The organism is Lysinibacillus sp. CTST325, assembly GCF_054665055.1.
In genome coordinates, this window is the sequence record NZ_BAAFHO010000002.1 from 200,306 (window position 1) to 220,395 (window position 20,090).

Below are 20,090 nucleotides of genomic sequence, written 5' to 3' on the forward strand. Positions count from 1 at the left end.
TATAACAATTATATGATGTCTTGGGAAATAACCAAAATAGTAAAAAACAGCTTTGAAAAAAATTTAAAGTATTGTGAATTATCTAGAAAATATAGGGTATTATTATACCAAAATCGTACAATATTCATTGAATGGACATAAAAAAATGAAAGGATAAGCTCATATCTTGTGTTAAGTAAATATAATTTATACAATAAATAACGATGGTAAATTGAAGGGAAGTGACTAAATAAATGAAAAAGAACAGTGTCATGCTCATGTTGATATTAGCATTAAGCAGCATACTTACTGCTTGCGGAAGTTATAAATTTGAACCTGAAATGAACATAGAAGTACAGGATTTTTCGGTTACGAATCAAAAAAATGAAAAGGTTAGCCTTAATGATTTAAAGGGCAAGCCATCGTTAGCGATGTTCATCTTTACTAATTGTAATTCCATTTGTCCACCAATGACGTATAACATGACAGAGGTGCAAAAGGCGCTTCAGGATAAAGGCGTAGAAGACTATCAAATTGTAGCCTTTAGCGTTGATCCTCAGGTTGATAAGCCAGAAGTTTTAAAAAATTATTTGAAAACGTATTCAGTGCCCGATGAAAGTAAATGGCAACTATTAACTGGTTATGAGCAAAAGTTTATTGAACAGTTTGCAATGAAATCATTTAATTCAGTAGTAAAGAATGATCCTAATACAGACCAAGTTATACATATGGGAAGGTATTACTTAGTTAATGCTGATGGGATTGTTGTGAAGGATTATAACGGTACAGCAGATGTACCAGTTGAGACGATTGTGGCAGATGTGAAGGCGTTAACTAAATAATAAAAAATAACTCAGAGGTTGGTATAACTTCTGAGTTATTTTTTATGGCCGAATGATGGAAATATCGAACATCCCATTGTTGATATACATAATCTAGTTACAGGACACCTTAAGCAAATTGCTTTAGTGTCTTTTTGTACGCTTATATACAACTGGCGGAATTTAATGTAGCTGAACCAAATTTAACTAATAGGTAATAAAAAAACCCATTATTTCAACCTTGCCAAACAAATAATTTTATTATGTAAACTAAAATTAAACAAAATATTTGACTAGATGGTAATTCTTACACAAAATACACTTTGTAAAATAACGGAATTAATAATGTATTTTTTACCAAACACGTATATATTTAATTTTATCAGCTTATATATTATTAGAAAGATTTAACTGCTTTCGGCCGAATCTGGACAAAAATATGCCAATGCATATAGGACATCAATAGCAATGGAATCATCTTTAAGCGTTGGGAAGTGAAGTGCCATCATGAATAGTGTGGTTGAAACTGCTGCAGAGAACGGTAGATTGAAGTCCTTTTTAATTCGATTTAAATCTCTCCGTGATCAACGGCTTCTTGATAAAGCCAATCGACAAAAAGTAACAACTAAACAGTAACTCTAAAATATACGACAAATGTTGTTTATTTTAGAGTTACTTGACGTTGATAAAAAATTATTTGAGGAGATGAAATACATGAAAAAGCTGATCGAATTTAATAACGTAACGAAAGAATACAAAATAGGAGAAGTCCCAATCAAAGCTCTTAATGGTGTTGATTTTTCCATAAATGAGGGGGAATTCGTTGTTATTTTAGGGGCTAGTGGTGCGGGTAAAAGTACGATTTTGAATATTCTTGGTGGTATGGATACGGCTACCTCAGGTCAAGTATTTGTTGGGAATCAAGACATAACAAGATTGAACGAAAAAAAGTTAACAGAATATCGTGGTGAGAAAGTTGGCTTTGTTTTTCAATTTTATAATTTAATTCCGAATTTAAATGCTCTCGAAAATGTTGAATTCGCCACTGAAGTATGTAAAAACCATCTGGATGCTAAAGATATTTTACATAAAGTCGGATTAGCGGATCGTATTAAAAATTTCCCTTCCCAGCTTTCTGGAGGAGAGCAACAAAGAGTAGCTATAGCTAGGGCTGTTGCAAAAAATCCCTTACTTTTACTCTGTGATGAGCCAACCGGCGCTTTGGATTATGTAACTGGCAAGTCTGTATTAAAGCTTCTACAAGATTTAAACAGGGAAACTAAGAAATGCGTTGTTTTAGTCACACATAATTCAGCCATTGCTCCTATGGCGGATAAAATTATTAAAGTAAAAAGCGGAATGATCGAAAGCGTTACGATAAATGAGGAAAAACAATGTGTTGAAGGGATTGAGTGGTAATCATGAAATTGTTTTTAAAATTATTGAGGGACATCAAACAGTCTATGGGGCAATTTATAGCCGTTGTGATTGTTATCGCAGTAGGTGCTTTTTTCTACGCGGGACTAGTAACTTACAGCAATAATCTTGGTGAGTATACGAAGGATTACTTTCAAAAACATAATTTAAGCGATTTAAATGTGTATTACAGTCAGCTTTCTAAAAATGATGTCACTCGGTTAAGTAAAATTGAAGGTATCAATAAAATCGAAGGACGTTATACCTTTGATGGTACGCAAACCTTTGAAGATTACAAAGCGTCATTAAAAATTCATTCGATCCCTGACAACAATGAAATAAATACGCCTACTATAAATGAAGGTAGTATCCCATTAAAAAAGAATGAGATTTTATTAGATGCTCATTATGCAAAAGAACATCATTATCGTGTCGGCGATCAAATCACGATAAATGCGAATGAAAGCAGTTTTAACTTTACAATCAGTGGCTTAGGTGAGAATGTTGAACATGCAAAAAAGAATGATATTCAAGACCATCAAACATATGGAGTCGCGTATATTGCTGAAGAAACATTACCCGAAATCTTAAATGGCTTTTACTTTAATGAAATCATCGTGGATGCTACAGAAGGTTACGATATTGAAAAGTTAAGCAAATCAATTGAAGAACAGTCCAAGCAGCTCAGCTATTTAGATCAAGTAAGGAAGGAACGAACTTTCAACTATTCTAAAATCAATCAAACGATTAATAATAATAACTTAATGAGTAAAGTTATACCTTTAGTACTTTTTTTGATTGAAGCGATTATCCTATTTCTCGCTATGTCGAGGACGATCGATTCGCAACGGAATCAAGTTGGTATTATGAAGGCTTTAGGTGTAAAAAACAGCAACATCATGCTTCACTATATGGGATATCCTGTACTGGCAGGGATACTAGGCTCCATCATTGGCTGTGTAATTGCCGCTTTTGTATTTATTCCTTTAGTAACTGCGTCGTGTGCAAGGGCCTACTCTTTGCCTGACATAAAATTCTCACTCTCTCTATTTTCATTCATTCCACCGATTATTTTCTCCAGTGCTTTTGGGGTTTTGTCATGTTACTTAAGTGGTAGAACTATTTTAAAGGAACATGCGGCTCAGGCTATGCGTCCTAAACCGCCAAAGAAGATGAAAAAGCTCTTGATAGAAAGAATTCCAGGTTTATGGAGTCATATTTCCTATAGTTATAAACTCATTTTAAGAAATATATTTTTAAATAAACAAAAAGCTTTAGCAAGTTCAATTGGTGTAGTTGTAAGCACCGTTTTATTGATTACTGCTTTCGGTACTCAAGCATCCTTGCTAAAAGTAGCAGACCAAATTGAAGATGTTTATACGTATGATCTAAGAGTAGATTATACGATGGGCACAAATTCTAATACGCTAAAACTACCTTCTGAAATTAAAACTAGTTATTTGTTATCCACTCTTCCTATTGAAATCATAAAAGATAATGAAAAAGAAAGCGCCAATTTAGTTGTTACTGAAAAAGAAAACAATCTCATTCATTTCTTTGACGAAAATGACGATATGATATCTTTAGAAAATAACGGTGTGCTTGTACCCAAATCTTACGCTGACAAATATCATATTTCTAAAGGTGATCGTATCAACATAAAGTTTACAGCGCCAGAGCTAAAAGATACTTCTGTAGCAATGAAGGTTTTAAATATATCTACACAATATTCGAATCCATCATTTTATAGTACACCAGAGTATTTAAAGAGCTTTAACATAGACTACAATCCAACCTCACTTTTAGTTCAAGCAAATAACTCTACAGATGCTATGAGCGCTCGTAAGTTTTTTGAAAAGGATCACCGTGTAGATACAATTGCAGATAAGAATGATTTAAAAAAATCGGCTCAATATATTGTGAAGCAAAACAGTTTTGTATTTATCATGTTTATCACAAGCGCCATCATACTGTCCTTTGGCGCCATCTATACGATATCTTCCATTAATATATATGAAAGGAATCGTGAACTGGCAACACTGAAAGTATTAGGCTATCAAAGAAATAAAATAAACAGATTAATATTTTTGGAAAACATTATCCTAACGACATTTGCGGTCATTGTAGCTTTACCAATCAGTGGCTATGTTTATCAAATTATAGTAAAGGCTCTATCAAGCACCCATCAGCAAATCCCAGATAAATTAAATATGTTAATCATATTAGTCTCTATAATTGTCGCGTTCTTACTGACTATAGTGTCTAACTTACTTCTTAGAAGAAAAGTGACGAAAATTCATATGATTGAATCATTAAAAAGTGTGGAATAGAGTTTTTGTAGTAAGGGAATAAAAAGGTGACTTAAATCAAGGAGCACTGTTTGCCTAAAGATATAGACAAAGAACAATGTGGGGTTAAATATACGATTATAATGTACCGAATCAGTCCGATAATCTTTGGGCTGATTTTTTTATTTGCACGAAAGCTTTTGTTAAAAATATGTAATGGCGTTTGTATTTTTGTCTAAAGTGAACAATGTTATTTAATAACTCATATCCTACAATCGGATTAAGCAAATAGCAAAAAAATAAAAAAAATAGGAGTGTCAATCAATGTAAATACTACATTCTTTGTGCGAAATATACAAAATAATAAACGAAGTGTGAATCTCTCTTTTCTAACTATGGTCACTAGTTAATCAACAGACGTATTCGACAATAATAGGAGGGAATGAATTGTATGTTAGTAAAATTATTAGAACCATTAAATGTTCCAGATTCGATCATTGAAAAATTAGCGGAACCAATCAAGCGGGGCGGTCATGAGTTTGTTTATTACAACGAGAAAACTACTGATTGGGCAGAATTAGCAAGTCGTAGTGATGGTGCAGATGTTATTATGATTGCGAATAATCCTTATCCTACAGAAGTAATTGATCAAAATGACAAGTTAAAATTAATCAATGTCGCCTTTACAGGTGTTGATCATGTAGGTATCACTCAAGCTAGAAACCAAAATATTATGGTATGTAATGCAGCTGGGTATGCGAATCAAGCGGTTGCGGAACTAACAATTGGCTTAGTATTAGATGTGTATCGTCGCATTGCTAAAGGTGATAGGGAAATTCGTGCCGATAATTTCCCAGGGGCATTCCAAGGTAGTGAAATTAAAGGTAAAACAGTTGGATTGATTGGTACAGGTAAAATTGGTTTAATGACTGCTCGATTGTTTAAAGCATTTGGCGCAAACTTAATCGCTTCAGATCAATCCAGCAGAAATCCTGACGCTAAAGATTTAGGTATCGTGTATATGGAATTAGATGAGTTACTAGCACAATCTGATATTGTGTCATTACATATTCCATTACTACCAAGCACGAAAGGATTAATTTCAAAAGAAAAATTACAATTAATGAAGAAATCAGCCATTTTAATTAACTGTGCACGAGGACCAATTGTTGATAATGATGCATTGGCGGATGCATTAAATGAAGGGCGAATTGCAGGAGCTGGTATCGACGTATTTGATATGGAACCGCCTATACCTGGAGACTATAAACTTTTACACGCCAAAAATGTAATTTTAACACCGCATGTAGGTTTCTTTACTGATGAAGCGATGGAACTTCGTGCTAAAATTGCATTCGATAACACTGCAGCATTCTTAGACGGTAAACCCCAAAATATTATTAAACGCTAAATAATGTAGTTTTTTTGAAAATTTGAAACAAGGAGAAAATACAATGACATTAAAAAAAATAGCAAGAAAAGATTTAAAAAACCGTATTTTCCATTGGCCAGATATTCAAGAGTTTAGAGAAGAGGAAGCGACAAAACGTATTTTCTATGAAACGCCTAATACCGTAGGAGCTGTTTGGTGTATGCATCCAGGACAAGATTTGCCAATGCACTCACACGAGAAAGCTGATGATATTTGGATTGTTGTAGAAGGAATAGCAGATTTTTATCCAGAGTGTGGTGAAATGGTTCAAATTAAAGCTGGAGATGTTGTTGTTGCACGTGCGGGTGAAAAGCACGGAATGACGAATAATTCTGATAAAGATTTTGTTATGTTAGGAATTGCGGGTCCGACGCCAATCGGCTTTATTCCGCATAAACATCATTAAGTGAAATAGCACGTCTGTTGATTAACTAGTTTTCATCGTAAAAAAAGAAAGATTCCTCCTTGTAGAAGCAATACCTACAAAGGGGGAATCTTCCATGCCATCATTACAAATTGTCATACCTCAGTAAACCTTTATATGATAATGTGTTGCACTGTAAATATAGGTCAGTCCGATAACCTTAAGGGTAATCGGGCTTATTTATTGTTTGTTGCACCTTCCTTGCTGTGCAGAAAGTTATCGAAGGTGCAAAAGTACTACGTAGAGATCAGCTAGCGAGAATATCATAAGTCATACTTTTTTAAATATTTTAAGTATATGCTTTTTGTCTAAAATGTGCAAATCCATTTCTGTTTTTGTTAAAAGTGAACAATGTTATTTACTTACTCATAACCTAAAATTAACGTAAGCAATACATAAGTAAAAAAACGAAAAATAGGAGTGTCATATTATGGGACAAACAGTTAAAAATGACCCAAATTATTACAAAAAAATAATTGTTACACTGTGTTTAGGTTGGGTAGTTATTTGGATTTATCGAACAATACTTACGCCAATATACCCGCAAATTCAAGAATCACTAGGGAACATTAGCGATACACAAGTAGGTCTTGTTGCTTCTATTTATTTCTTTGCCTATACAGGTATGCAAATTCCATCAGGAATACTCGTTGATAAATTTGGTCAAAAACGAGTATTAATCCCTGCATTTATCATTTTTGCATTAGCAGCATTCGTAATTGGAACAAGCTCGACAATCACGCAAGTGTATATTGGCGCCTTATTGGCAGGTCTTTCGACTGGTTCATACTATGGCGCAGCATTCTCCTTATCAGCTAAACATATGCCAAAAGATAAAAAAAGTTTTTCTAACGCGATCATAAATAGTGGCTCCGCATTAGGTATGGTAATTGGTTTAATAGGTTCATCTGTGTTAGTAGGTGGTCTTGAAATCAAATGGAATTACATGCTTTATATAACAGCCATCCTAATAATAGCAGTAACATTTGTATTTGCTTTATTTGTTAAACAAGATAAAAAATCAGCTACAAAAGAGGAATCTGAAGATACAAAAACAATAACACAAGATGCAGATTCTAAAGTAAATTTATTCTCACCAAGACAATTAGTTATATATTTTGTTTATTTTGCAACATGTTATGGTTATTACATGATTGTTACATGGTTACCGTCATTCCTTGTCACAGAAAAAGGATTCGAACAAGGTTCAGTAGGCTATGTAGCTGCTTTAGTCGCAATCTCAGCAGTACCTGGTGCATTAATATTTTCTAAATATATTGATAGAAATGCACATATGCGTCTGCGCTTAATTTTCTTCTTGTTAATTGGTGCAGCTCTAACAATTAGTTTAACAGTGTTTTCACCTAATCCTACAGTACTTTATGTTGCACTAATCTTATATGGTTTACTAGGTAAACTTGCAATTGATCCAGTATTAATCACGTATGTAACTGACTCAGTATCATCAAATTCAGTTGCTAAAGCATTAGGTTTCTTTAACTTCTTTGGTATGACTTCATCAGTTGTTGCGCCAACGCTTACTGGTTATATTGGTGACATCACTGGCTCCAAGGTATTAGCATTCTATATTGCAGCAATACTTCTTGCAGCAGCAGCGATTTTATTCTTCCTTGTAGTTATGTTAAAAGAGAAAAAAACAACCCATCCCCTAACTAGTGAATAAAGCAAAACTACCTATCAGTGGAGATTTTCCCCATATCTCGCTGATAGGTAGCTTTGTGATTGTCATCTAAATATTTCTGTCCCTTAAAATATTGATAGGATAATCAAAAAAATAAGGCTGTTTTCGTATAGATTGTTGCTATTAATTTTTAATTTTTCCATTTAATTTTGATATCATTTTTTCGAAATGCATCAATGATATAGAGGGATTATCTAAATGCGAAATAAATTGCGTTTCAATAAACGAAAATTCTTTTGGTAAAGGCACGTGCTGTTCAATTAGGAACTGCTTTTATTTGTTGCGATGAAAGTGGTGCCAATGAAGTATACAAACGAGCGTTGATAGAAGGACATTTTCAAGAAACAGTATTGACCAAGACATTTACAGGTAGACAAGCAAGAGGTTTATCAAACGAATTTATGAAAAAATATGAACTTCAAGCACCTAATGTGTATCCAGCTTTGCATTATATGACACAGCCGATTCGGAAACAGGCATTAGAAAATGAAAATCCACAAGCAATGTCTTTATGGGCAGGGACAGGATTTAAGATGATACAGGCATTACCAGTGAAGGATTTGCTAGAAAAACTAGTAGAAGAAGCGAATTTGTAAAGGATGAACATAACTCACAATACGTTGGAAGCTAATAACAATGGATGAACACTTTAATATATTTACTGGCAACAAATCTTACAAAAATAGCCATTTTATAAAACTGTTTTATCACGATTAATAATTATTGTTAGTGCATTTAATAGAATCGTGCTGATTAATATGAAAATTACAGCAAATACCGAACTACTAGTCCATAAGAGCAGACCAATCCTCAATCTCAACTAGATGATGATTATAAAATAATTGGAAGCTTATCGATATAGCACAGGCGCTGAGACTTAAAGTGGAAATAATTAATCTATAATTGCGCACTTGCTTATTCGTATTCAAAAGACTACTAATTGGTAACAGAAGTGCTATTTCTTTCGCTGCGTAAATCTTATACAAATAGAATCCCGCTAAAAAGCATTCCTAACAGCTTTTTAGCGGGATTTTAGGCTTAAAATGTTATTTTCTCTGATGCAAATAATGCTAATCGTATATCCAATGAAGTATCAGGAGCATTGATTGGCTGACCTAATATTTCTTCACATTTTTTAATACGATATTTTACAGTATTGCGATGAATAAATATATCTTCTGAAGTCTTTGTAAGATCACAATGGTTCGCCAAATAAATTTTCAATGTATGTTTTAGTTCTTTTTCCTTTGTCGTTTTCGGATAGGCTAATGAACCTAGTGTATACGTAATAAACGGTTTTAACTTATTGGCTGGAATGAGTTGTAATAATTCTTCTACACTTTTAGATTTATAGAGTTCTATATATTCAATTTTACCACTTTCAGACTTATGATCAAAAGCTTCATTTGCTTCGAAATAAGAGAGTGGTAGCTGTGAGAATTCAGTGACTTCATTACCAATACCGAATGAAAGTGTGCTTTTAAAAAGTTTTTGATACTCTTTTTGGATATATTTGCAGTAATCTAAATAATATTGATGTTTAGTTTGTAATAATATCGTAAATCGATGAATACCTGGAGACATATAGACACTGATAGAAGGATCAATATCAGTCAACTTATGCGTTAGCCATTCAAAGGTCATTTGATAGCGCTCATTCAAATAGATATTATTTTCAACATCCCTTTCTTGATCAATCGCACAAACTATCACTTGGTAGAAATTTGATGGTTGGATAAGGTGCTTTTTTAAAAACTCAGGGTGCTGCTTGACTGAAGTAAGATTATCAGGATGTTCAGACATGAGTGTTTCGAAAAATCGGTTTACATCTTGTTGTTCTGCTTCTTTGATTTTACTATTTTTATAAATGGCGAGACTGAGTGTATTTACGGCTTGTTCAATAGCAAGCAAACTAAATGGATAAGTGAGCGTATGAACATTTGAAACCATCAGATAATATGGGAAATATTTGAATGCTGGAACCTCAAATATAATATGTTCTTCTTGGAAAGATGCTTTATTATTAGGTGTAATTTGCTTGGATTTAAAACATCTTTTGAAGTAACTAAGATTTTTTTGAACTTGCTCTGAGTGTTCGTGGAAGTGATGGCTCATCGATTTAATTTGATGGAAAGGATTTAAGAGCATCACAGGAACTCTGAGGAGTCTGCTCATACGTTCAATCATCATTTCCAAGCTCAAACCTCTCATAAGCATTGTATTTAATTCTTGTTGGATATCTAATGCAAAATATAATTTTTCAGTTTCTTCATCCAAGATATAGGATGATATATGATGAGTAATGGATCCAAGATTCCAACTATCCGGAATTCTGATAATTGGAAATTTTAACTTGTTTGCAAATTCTATTACTTCATCGTCTATCTCCTCTAAAAACCGCGATAACTTAATACCTATGCCAGCAACTTGTATGTCATTTAATTCTCGAATAAGATCGATTAAACCGGATTGATCGTCTTGATAACACATACCTGTAGTTACTATAAATGAGTGTGGTGCTGTAAAATTTTTGATATCAGGAGTTTCCGTAATATCGACCATTTCTACTTCTCTTTCTAAATCGCCCTCATCATTTAACAATGTTAAATCAGAAAATTGTTGGATAGACATGATTTCTTTTAATGTTGTCACAAGAATCATCTCCTTTATCTTTGTTAGAAAAAGCCAAAATATAAATGAAATATGTAAGATGCTACAAGGATAACCTATAACTCTGATTGTATACTATTTTTGAAGGTTATTATACGTATAGTCCTTTATTTCAAATTATTAAAGGAGAATTATGTGAACAAATTCGGGGTATTCAACGGAATACTTCGTTTTTTGACAAGAGCGTTTAATTCATTTATTTACGACTTCGTACGGAGGAAATGAGGCAGTTCATAATAATAGCTGTCGATGGATAATGCTACAACTCTAGTTGATATGTTCATATCTGCTGAAGAATATCTAAATTATTTTTGAAATTAACTACTTTAGAAAGAAGTGACAACGATGTGGTATCAACAATACAATCCACTTGGAAACGAAATAGTGAGTGGCATCATAGCCTTTCTTCCTATTCTTCTATTTCTACTATGCTTAACAATCTTTAAATTAAAAGGGGTTTATGCCGCGGCTTTAACTTTAGCTGTCACAATCATCATTACAGTCGGAGTCTTTGACATGCCGATCACTAAAGCCGTAGGGGCAATTCTCCTCGGAACAGGCAAAGCACTATGGCCAATCGGTTATATCGTCATTATGGCTGTATGGTTGTATAAGATTTCTGTTCGAACCGGTAAATTTGAAATTGTGCGTGGTAGTATAGCGAATATTACCGAGGACCAACGACTTCAATTATTGCTCATTGGCTTTTGCTTTAATGCCTTCTTGGAAGGAGCGGCAGGATTAGGTGTTCCAATCGCTATTTGTGCAGCATTATTGGTGACTCTTGGGTTTCATCCAATTAAAGCTGCTGGCCTTTGTCTCATCGCCAATGCCTCTACAGGCGCATTCGGTACAGTTGGAATTCCAGTTATTACAGGTGCTGAAGTAGGTGGTATGGAAACATTAGAGCTTTCAAAAATGACGGCATTGATTTTACCGTTGATTTCATTTCTTGTACCATTCCTTCTCATCTTTATTTTAAATGGCCTCAAAGGGATAAAAGAAATATTCCCAGCTATTTTTCTTGTCAGTAGTGTATTTTCAGTGCTTCAACTACTAACGATTGCTGTTATAGGACCTGAGCTTGCGAACATTATTCCATCTTTAGTTAGCATGGTGGTGTTAGCCGTATTTTCAAGAAAATGGCAACCGAAAACGATTTACCATGAACCTGGGGTAGAAGTAACAGGTACTTTAAAAGCCTATTCTATGAAAGAGATTTTGGTAGCGTGGTCACCGTTTTATTTACTCACTGGTGTTATAGCTATTTGGAGCTTCCCTGCATTTAAAAATTTATTTGTAGATGGTGGTGCACTGGATTTTACGACTATAGCTTTGAAAATTCCGGGATTACATGATGAAATCATTCGTACACCACCGATCGTAACAGAAGCAAATTCTATGCCAGCCATCTTACATCTTAACTTTGTTTCAGCAACAGGAACGGCAATTTTATTGGCCATTATTTTAACGAGTGTTCTATTTCCTGCGTTAAACATAAAACAAACCGTTACTTTACTAGGTGACACCATTAAAGAACTGTGGTTACCGATTTTTACGATCATTCTTGTCATGGCTTTTGCCAATCTTTCTGACTTCTCCGGACTTAGTACATCTCTGGGACTTGCGCTTGCAAAAACGGGTGACTTCTTTCCATTTGTTAGTCCAGTATTAGGGTGGTTTGGTGTCTTTCTTACGGGATCGGTTGTTAATAATAACGCCCTATTTGGTAGCTTGCAGGTAGTTACTGGAACGCAAATTGGGATTTCACCATCTTTGCTAATGGCAGCCAATACAGCTGGAGGAAGCGTGGCAAAATTAATTTCACCACAGTCAATTGCGATTGCAGCAGCAGCCGTTAACCAGACAGGGGATGAGTCAAAAATCTTTCAATATACATTACGATACAGCTTAGGTTTGCTCCTTCTCGTATGTATCATGACACTTTGCTTATCATTTATCCTATGATGATTTGAAAATAAATACACCGCAGAGTAAATCGTAGTTTTTACATCGATTTACTATGCGGTTTTGTTTTTATATATGGATAAATTCGGTTCCGAGTTTAATAAAATTTGCTTCACACGCCTGCCTGCTTGAGTAGACCGCCGCTAAAAAGTCAAGTTCCGCCGCTAACCAAACCTAGACGTTATCGATGCCAACAACTTTCTTTTTCTCTTTGGGCTCTTGTCTCTTATTCAACAATCAAATAATTAAACAAAAAATTTGTTGATTGTGCATAAAACACCCCTCCATTATTGTTCATTATGTCAATGAATGGTTGTGAGTAAGGTCCTATAATAAAGGTGAGTTAGAGGAAGGAGTGGAAGAGTAATGGATATTCGATCAACTTTTGAATCGTTAGATAAAAAATTCACAAGTTTTGGTGGTTTAGAACAAGGTGGAATTACACGTCTTTTATATTCTCAAGAATGGAATGATGCTGTTCGTGAACTGGAAACAACATTCATAGCAGCAGGTTTCGGAGCAAGTTTTGACGATATCGGTAACTTAACTGGGCGTCTTGTTGGAAGTAAATATCCAGAAGAAACGATTTTAACGGGATCACATATCGACACAGTAGTTGAAGGTGGTCATCTAGATGGACAATTCGGCATCTTATCTGCACTTGTGGCTGTGGCATATTTAAAAGATAAATATGGTCAACCACTGAGATCATTAGAAGTATTAGCGCTTGCAGAAGAAGAAGGTAGTCGATTCCCTTACACATTTTGGGGTAGCAAAAACTTCTTTAATTTAGCTAAAAAATCGGATGTCGACACAATTGAAGATGCTGAGGGTATTAAGTTTGAAGATGCGATGCGCGAATCAGGCTTTGATTACCGAAAAACTACTGACGTTCGTAATGACATCAAAGCATTTGTTGAATTGCACATTGAACAAGGGAAAGTATTAGAGACAGAAAACAAAACAATCGGTGTGGTCAATGGAATCGTCGGCCAGAAACGTTACACAATCAACTTAAAAGGCGAAGCGAACCATGCTGGCACAACGCCAATGTCATTACGTCGCGATACAGTTGTTGCCTATAGCGAAATTGTCACAGATTTAACGAAACGTGCAAGAGAAGTTGGAGAGCCACTTGTGTTAACGTTCGGCCATGTCGTACCTGTACCAAACACAGTTAATGTAGTTCCTGGAGAAATTTCGTTCTCAGTAGACTGTCGTCATATTGATCAACAACTATTAAATGATTTTGCGACAGAAATCGAAGACAAAATTAAAGCAGTCGCTACCGCAAATAACATGACTTATGACATTCATTTATGGATGGATGAGGCACCAACATTGATGGATGAAAAAATCGTTCAAATCATTGAACAAGCAGCCAAGGATCAGGTAGGAGATCAATATAAAGTGATGCCATCTGGTGCTGGCCATGATTCACAAATCTTTGCGCAATTTGTTCCAACAGCGATGTTGTTTGTACCTTCTATTGATGGCATTAGCCACAATATTAATGAGGAAACGAAGATAGAAGACCTGGTTAAAGGAATAGAAGTATTGATTGATGTACTGTATGAGCTAGCGTATAAAGAATAAACAATTAAAGGAGCCAGAAACTTATGGGTTATTTAAATCATAAACAAGGATACAGAGAAAGCTTACTAGAAACACGTTCTGTGATTAAAAAAGACAATTACGCGTTAATTACACCAGACGGCTTAGTGAATAATGTTGTACCTGGCTTCAAAGATTGTGACGTAACAATCTTAGGATCCCCACGTTTAGGTGCAAGATTTGTAGATTACTTAGTAACCGTAAAAAACCAAGGCGGAAACAAAACTGGTTTCGCTGGTGATGGAATTCAATCATTTGTATACGTTGTCTATGGCAACATCAACGCTTATGCGGATGGTAAAAAATATGAACTAACAGAAGGTGGGTACTTATATGTACCTCCACACCTACAGTTGACTTTTGAAAATAATAATAACGGTCAAGATAGCCGCTTATTCCTATATAAAAAACGTTATCAGCCAATAAAAGGGCATCCATTAAAAGGGCATACACCAGAAATTGTTTCAGGTAATGTGAACGATATCAAACAAGAAGCCTATGAAGGGATGAAAGAAGTGTTAATCCAAGACTTATTACCAAAAGAAATCGGCTATGACATGAACATTCATATTCTTTCATTCAAACCAGGTGCTTCCCACGGTTACATTGAAACACATGTTCAAGAACACGGTGCTTACGTATTAAGTGGACGCGGTATGTATAACTTAGACAACGAATGGCTGCCAGTTGATAAAGGTGACTATATCTTTATGGGCGCGTATGTGCCTCAAGCAACCTATGCAGTTGGTTTAGATGAACCATTCTCATATATTTATTCAAAAGATGCGAACAGAGACATTGATTTATAAAGCGGGAGCACATTTAGTCTCCGTTACAAAGGAAATTCAACATTAAATTTTAGATATAGAATCTGACGAAATATTTTATTCATGTAAGAGAAGGAGCTGACAAACATGCGTGTATCGAAGGAAGAACTATTTAATTTAATGAAACACAAGTTTATGAAAGCGGGATTAAATGAAGGAGCGGCACATGATGTTTCAGACGTATTAACATACGCCGATCATAGAGGCATTCACTCTCATGGGGCTGTACGTGTTGAATACTATTCTGAACGAATTGCAAAAGGTGGTATTACAGCAAATCCAAACTATACATTCGAACAAACAGGACCAGCATCTGCTGTTTTTGATGGGGATAATGGTCCAGGTCACCAAATAGCAAAACAAGCGATGGAAAAAGCGATTGACATGGCAAAAAAATCGGGTGTGGCTGTTGTTGGTATGAAGCACATCTCGCATAGTGGTGCGTTAGGTTACTTTGTTGAAATGGCTGCAGAACAAGATATGGTTGCTTTAAGTATGTGTCAATCAGATCCAATGGCCGTTCCATTCGGAGGTACTGAACCTTATTTTGGTACAAACCCAATTGCATTTAGTGCACCATCTGCTGATGGTCGTATCATTACATTTGATATGGCGACAACTGTTCAAGCATGGGGCAAAATTCTAGATGCTAGAAGTAAAAACGAATCTATTCCAGATACATGGGCGGTTGATGCAACTGGTGCACCGACTACGAATGCAAGAGATGTTCATGCACTCCTGCCAATTTCAGGTCCAAAAGGGTATGGTTTGATGATGATGGTAGATATCTTGTCCGGTAGTCTTCTTGGAGTCCCACATGGTGTACATGTGTCTTCCATGTATCAAGACTTAACAAAAGGGCGCGATTTAGGTCAACTTCATATCGTGATTAACCCTGCATATTTCACAGACTTAGATGCTTTTAAACGACAAATTTCAACGATGCTCGATGAATTAAAAGAGCAGAAAGCGGCTGAGGGCTATGGAGAAATTTATTATCCAGGTGAACGCGGTAAGTTAAGAAGTGAGGAATATGATAAGGAAGGTATTGAAATCGTAGACGACATTTACAACTATCTTGTGTCAGACGATGTTCATTTCGATCGTTATCACGGAAAAAATAGATTTGCAGAATAATATAATGGAGGAACATCATGTTATACACAATTATAAAAGAAAACACTTATAAGGACTCCATCGTGTTAATGCTTTTATCAAACAAGTTATCTGCAATTGATGGTGTGAACAAAGTATCAATCATGATGGGTACACCGGCAAACAAAGACATTTTTAAATCTTCTGGTTTAGGCACGGATGAATTAGAAAAAGCCAAGCCAAATGATATCGTCATCGTTGTAGATACAGATCAGGAAGAAAAAGTAGGCGAAGTGAAAGAAGAAGTTGAGGTAGCATTAAAAGGTGAGTCTGATTCACAAGACGCGTCTAAAGGCCAAGAAGCACATAACTGGAAACGTGCATTGGAGCTAGCTAACAATCCAAACTTAGCGTTAATTTCTATTCCTGGTCAATATGCAGCAATGGAAGCGGAAAACGCACTGAACGAAGGGTTACACGTATTTATGTTTAGTGACAATGTTGCTAAAGAAGATGAAGCGAAGTTGAAACAAAAAGCACATGAAAAAGGATTATTAGTGATGGGTCCAGACTGTGGTACTGCACTCATTCACGGCGTACCTCTTGCCTTTACAAATAACGTAAATGAAGGCGATATTGGTATTGTTGGTGCATCAGGTACAGGTATTCAAGAAGTGACAACAATCATTGACCGCTATGGTAAAGGTGTAACGAACGCTCTTGGTACAGGTGGACGTGATTTATCAACGGAAGTTGGTGCCATCACCATGTTAGATAGCATCAAAGCCTTAAACCAAGATCCGAAAGTAAAAGTCATTACTGTTATCTCCAAACCACCTGCAGATGAAGTAAAGCGCAAAGTATTAAACGTATTAAGAAATATTGATAAACCAGTTGTTACATTATTTTTAGGTGACAAACCTTCCTATCAAGAAGAGAACATCTATCATGCTTATACCCTTGAAGAAGCAGCAGTTGTAGCTGTCCAATTATCAAATGGGGACCAACCAAATTTTGAACCGACAACAGCTGAAAATGTAAACGTTCTATTAAAAGAATCACAAGTTGGTATAAAAGGTTATTATTCAGGCGGTACATTAGCAACTGAAGCAGCCATGCTAGTGAGAGATGCTTTCAAAGATACAATAACGGAAGAAAAGAACGATCGTTATATTTTAAAAACAAAAAATCATGAAATCATTGACTTAGGTGATGATGAGTATACAAAAGGTAAACCACATCCGATGATTGATCCTGAAAAACGTATCGAAATGCTTGAAAAATCTGTCAACGACCCTGAAACAGCCGTAATTATGATTGATAACGTCATCGGTAACGGTGGTCATGAAGATATGGCAGGTGAACTAGCACCAACAATCAAACGTCTATTGGACAATGCACATCAAAATGGTCGTCAACTTGCAGTACTTGCAACGGTTGTAGGTACAGCACAAGATATCCAAGGTTACGACAAACAAATTGACACTTTAAAAGAGAGCGGCGCCATTATCTGCAAGACAAACGATCAAATGGTTCGCACGGCTATCCAACTTGTAGGCGGTAAAGTGGACCAACCAATTGTTGCTGTACGAAAATTTGAATATACAGAAGAAGACTTAACAGTAGATGAGAAAATCATGTCCTTCATCAATATGAAACCAAGTGTTATTAATATTGGTTTAAAAAGCTTTACGGAAGCTGTTCAAAACAGTGGCTCTGAGTGTGTTCAATTTAACTGGCGTCCGATTGCTGGTGGCGATGAGAAGTTAATGAAAGTACTTCAATTCTTAAACTTTTATGAAGGAGGTACAATCTAATGGGTTACAGAACAATAAATGAAGCAAATGAAGCCGTTATCCAAAAAATCATAGTAGCAGCACCATTCTTAACGGATGTTGTACCTGCGAAGTCTGTGATTCCTGAATTAGAAGAGTATGTATTATTACACGCTGGACCTCCCATTAAATACGAAAACATGACAAATCCTATGCAAGGTTCATGTGTTGGAGCAATCCTTTTTGAAGGATGGGCAGATGACGAAAAGGCCGCACGTGACTTACTTGAAAACGGTAAGATCACATTCATTCCATGTCATCATGTGAATGCAGTTGGACCAATGGGTGGTATCACTTCACCAAATATGCCAGTACTCGTTGTTGTTAACAAAGAGAGTGGTAACGAAGCATACTGTCAAATGAACGAAGGAATTGGAGCAGTCTTACGCTTTGGCGCTTACAATGAGCAAGTAATCAACCGCTTACATTGGATGAAAGATGTATTAGGTCCCGTATTAAGTAAAGCGTTAAAAACGTTTGAAGAAGGCTTGAACGTCAACGTATTGATTGCTAAAGCTATTGCAATGGGTGATGAATTCCACCAACGTAATATTGCAGCGTCACTGGCATTTTTAAAAGAACTATCTCCAGTCATTTCAACATTAGAAGACGTTGACAAGGAACAATGTACAGAAGTGATTCAATTTTTAGCTGATACAGACCAATTTTTCTTAAATATTGCAATGGCGACTGGTAAAGCGATCATGGATGCAGCCCGTACGATTGAACACGGTACAGTTGTTACTGCCATGTGCCGTAATGGTGAAAACTTTGGTATCCGTATTGCGGGGATGGGAGACGAATGGTTTACGGCTCCTGTTAATACGCCACAAGGATTATACTTTACTGGTTATTCTGCAGAAGATGCCAACACAGATATTGGCGATTCAGCCATTACAGAAACAATCGGTGTTGGCGGTATGGCGATGATTGCAGCACCTGCAGTTACCCGCTTCGTTGGTACAGGAGGATTTAATGATGCGCTAGAAATAAGTAATCAAATGACTGAAATTTGTATCGGCGAAAACCCGAATTATGTCATTCCAACTTGGGACTTCAAAGGCGCATGTTTAGGTATCGATGCACGGAAAGTTGTTGAAACAGGAATTACACCAGTCATCAATACAGGGATTGCCCATAAAATTGCGGGTTATGGTCAAATTGGTGCTGGTACAGTCCATCCGCCAATCGAATGTTTTGAGAAGGCCATCACAGCATATGCTGAAAAGCTAGGTTTTAAAGGATGATTTTACAAGCAAGTGCGGTTGGTCCAATCGCACTTGAATTATTGAATGAAGGAAACACCTTTACCGTGCACAGTATGTTTGAAAAAGGTTTGAATATGGTTGATCGAAATGGTGAATTGATATTTGCTGGTACCGATGAAAATGGGACATTTCCGTTTGGCATCTTGCTTGATCATCAAACTAAACAAACGATAAAGACCCATATTAGGGTAGGCGATACATTAACATTTCACAATAATCGTCTATTTCATAACAGTTTTGAAATGGTGTTTAATGTAAAAATACTACCGTTATATATGGATTTTAATCATGCAAATATAAATAGATTAAAAGAAAATTTCAAATACATTTCATTTACATCATATGAATCAACAGATTTTGAACGAGCACGTCTGTTGGCCTTAATCAATAGATTACATGATCCAACCCAAAATCTTGAGAAGACATTCCGTTATTTTATTGGACGTGGGCAAGGTTTGACACCAACTGGTGACGATATACTGGTCGGCATATTGTACGGGCATTTTCTAAATAATTTTATCGAACATAAACATCTTGAAACTTTAAAAGCTTTAATCAAGGAACCTTTAACGACCATTGTCAGTAAGCGCTTTTTAACATGTGCTTTAGATGGTGCATTTAGCTCGAAGATTACAGCACTGCAGCATGATCCATCTTTAGAAAGTATGAAAAAGCTTATAGAAGTTGGCTCTTCATCTGGGATGGATACGTTATATGGCATTTACATGTCGTTAATTAAGGAGTGAAAGAA

15 protein-coding genes are annotated in these 20,090 nt (G+C 35.7%); 14 read left to right on the forward strand and 1 reads right to left on the reverse strand.

Annotated elements, in window-relative coordinates; translation table 11 throughout:
• Positions 1-233: 233 nt before the first annotated feature.
• From ACYQ73_RS06430 to ACYQ73_RS06460, 7 genes are all read left to right on the forward strand, one after another.
• A complete protein-coding gene (locus ACYQ73_RS06430) occupies positions 234-821 on the forward strand; it encodes an SCO family protein (RefSeq protein WP_460011707.1) in 588 nt (195 codons plus the stop codon).
• A 693-nt stretch (positions 822-1,514) separates the two neighbouring features.
• The gene (locus ACYQ73_RS06435) at positions 1,515-2,219 is read left to right on the forward strand and encodes an ABC transporter ATP-binding protein (RefSeq protein WP_460011708.1); all 705 of its coding nucleotides are present in this window, start codon (positions 1,515-1,517) and stop codon (positions 2,217-2,219) included.
• 2 nt (positions 2,220-2,221) lie between these two features.
• Positions 2,222-4,546 carry an ABC transporter permease gene (locus tag ACYQ73_RS06440; protein WP_460011709.1) on the forward strand — a complete coding sequence of 775 codons (2,325 nt, stop codon included), beginning with the start codon at positions 2,222-2,224 and terminating at the stop codon, positions 4,544-4,546.
• 409 nt (positions 4,547-4,955) lie between these two features.
• The gene (locus tag ACYQ73_RS06445; RefSeq protein WP_460011710.1) at positions 4,956-5,915 is read left to right on the forward strand and encodes a 2-hydroxyacid dehydrogenase; all 960 of its coding nucleotides are present in this window, start codon (positions 4,956-4,958) and stop codon (positions 5,913-5,915) included.
• A 43-nt stretch (positions 5,916-5,958) separates the two neighbouring features.
• Entirely contained in the window at positions 5,959-6,342 is a 384-nt protein-coding gene (locus ACYQ73_RS06450; protein WP_460011711.1) for a cupin domain-containing protein, read from the forward strand.
• A gap of 448 nt (positions 6,343-6,790) precedes the next feature.
• Positions 6,791-8,044, forward strand: a complete 1,254-nt coding sequence (locus tag ACYQ73_RS06455) for an MFS transporter (RefSeq protein WP_460011712.1) — start codon at positions 6,791-6,793, stop codon at positions 8,042-8,044.
• A gap of 254 nt (positions 8,045-8,298) precedes the next feature.
• Positions 8,299-8,658 carry an NAD(P)H-dependent flavin oxidoreductase gene (locus ACYQ73_RS06460; protein WP_460011713.1) on the forward strand — a complete coding sequence of 120 codons (360 nt, stop codon included), beginning with the start codon at positions 8,299-8,301 and terminating at the stop codon, positions 8,656-8,658.
• A 442-nt stretch (positions 8,659-9,100) separates the two neighbouring features.
• Here the strand turns inward: ACYQ73_RS06460 and ACYQ73_RS06465 are convergent, their stop codons facing one another.
• Positions 9,101-10,714 (reverse strand): PucR family transcriptional regulator, encoded by a 1,614-nt coding sequence (locus ACYQ73_RS06465; RefSeq protein ID WP_460011714.1) that lies wholly within the window; start codon positions 10,712-10,714, stop codon positions 9,101-9,103.
• Positions 10,715-11,077: 363 nt separating this feature from the next.
• Here ACYQ73_RS06465 and ACYQ73_RS06470 point away from each other — a divergent pair, with 363 nt between their 5' ends.
• From ACYQ73_RS06470 to ACYQ73_RS06500, 7 genes are all read left to right on the forward strand, one after another.
• Positions 11,078-12,700, forward strand: coding sequence for a lactate permease LctP family transporter (locus ACYQ73_RS06470; RefSeq protein WP_460011715.1), 1,623 nt, complete (start codon positions 11,078-11,080; stop codon positions 12,698-12,700).
• Between the two features lie 366 nt (positions 12,701-13,066).
• Positions 13,067-14,296 (forward strand): allantoate deiminase, encoded by a 1,230-nt coding sequence (allC, locus tag ACYQ73_RS06475; protein ID WP_460011716.1) that lies wholly within the window; start codon positions 13,067-13,069, stop codon positions 14,294-14,296.
• A 23-nt stretch (positions 14,297-14,319) separates the two neighbouring features.
• Positions 14,320-15,123 (forward strand): (S)-ureidoglycine aminohydrolase, encoded by an 804-nt coding sequence (gene allE / locus ACYQ73_RS06480; RefSeq protein ID WP_460011717.1) that lies wholly within the window; start codon positions 14,320-14,322, stop codon positions 15,121-15,123.
• A 105-nt stretch (positions 15,124-15,228) separates the two neighbouring features.
• Positions 15,229-16,278: an ureidoglycolate dehydrogenase gene (allD, locus tag ACYQ73_RS06485; protein WP_460011718.1), complete on the forward strand. Its 1,050-nt coding sequence runs from the start codon at positions 15,229-15,231 to the stop codon at positions 16,276-16,278.
• A 17-nt stretch (positions 16,279-16,295) separates the two neighbouring features.
• Positions 16,296-18,053 (forward strand): acyl-CoA synthetase FdrA, encoded by a 1,758-nt coding sequence (locus tag ACYQ73_RS06490; RefSeq protein ID WP_460011719.1) that lies wholly within the window; start codon positions 16,296-16,298, stop codon positions 18,051-18,053.
• The gene (locus tag ACYQ73_RS06495; RefSeq protein ID WP_460011720.1) at positions 18,053-19,318 is read left to right on the forward strand and encodes a YlbE family protein; all 1,266 of its coding nucleotides are present in this window, start codon (positions 18,053-18,055) and stop codon (positions 19,316-19,318) included. Before ACYQ73_RS06490 ends, ACYQ73_RS06495 begins: the two co-directional genes overlap by 1 nt.
• Positions 19,315-20,085, forward strand: a complete 771-nt coding sequence (locus ACYQ73_RS06500; protein ID WP_460011721.1) for an oxamate carbamoyltransferase subunit AllH family protein — start codon at positions 19,315-19,317, stop codon at positions 20,083-20,085. Before ACYQ73_RS06495 ends, ACYQ73_RS06500 begins: the two co-directional genes overlap by 4 nt.
• The last annotated feature ends 5 nt before the right edge of the window (positions 20,086-20,090 follow it).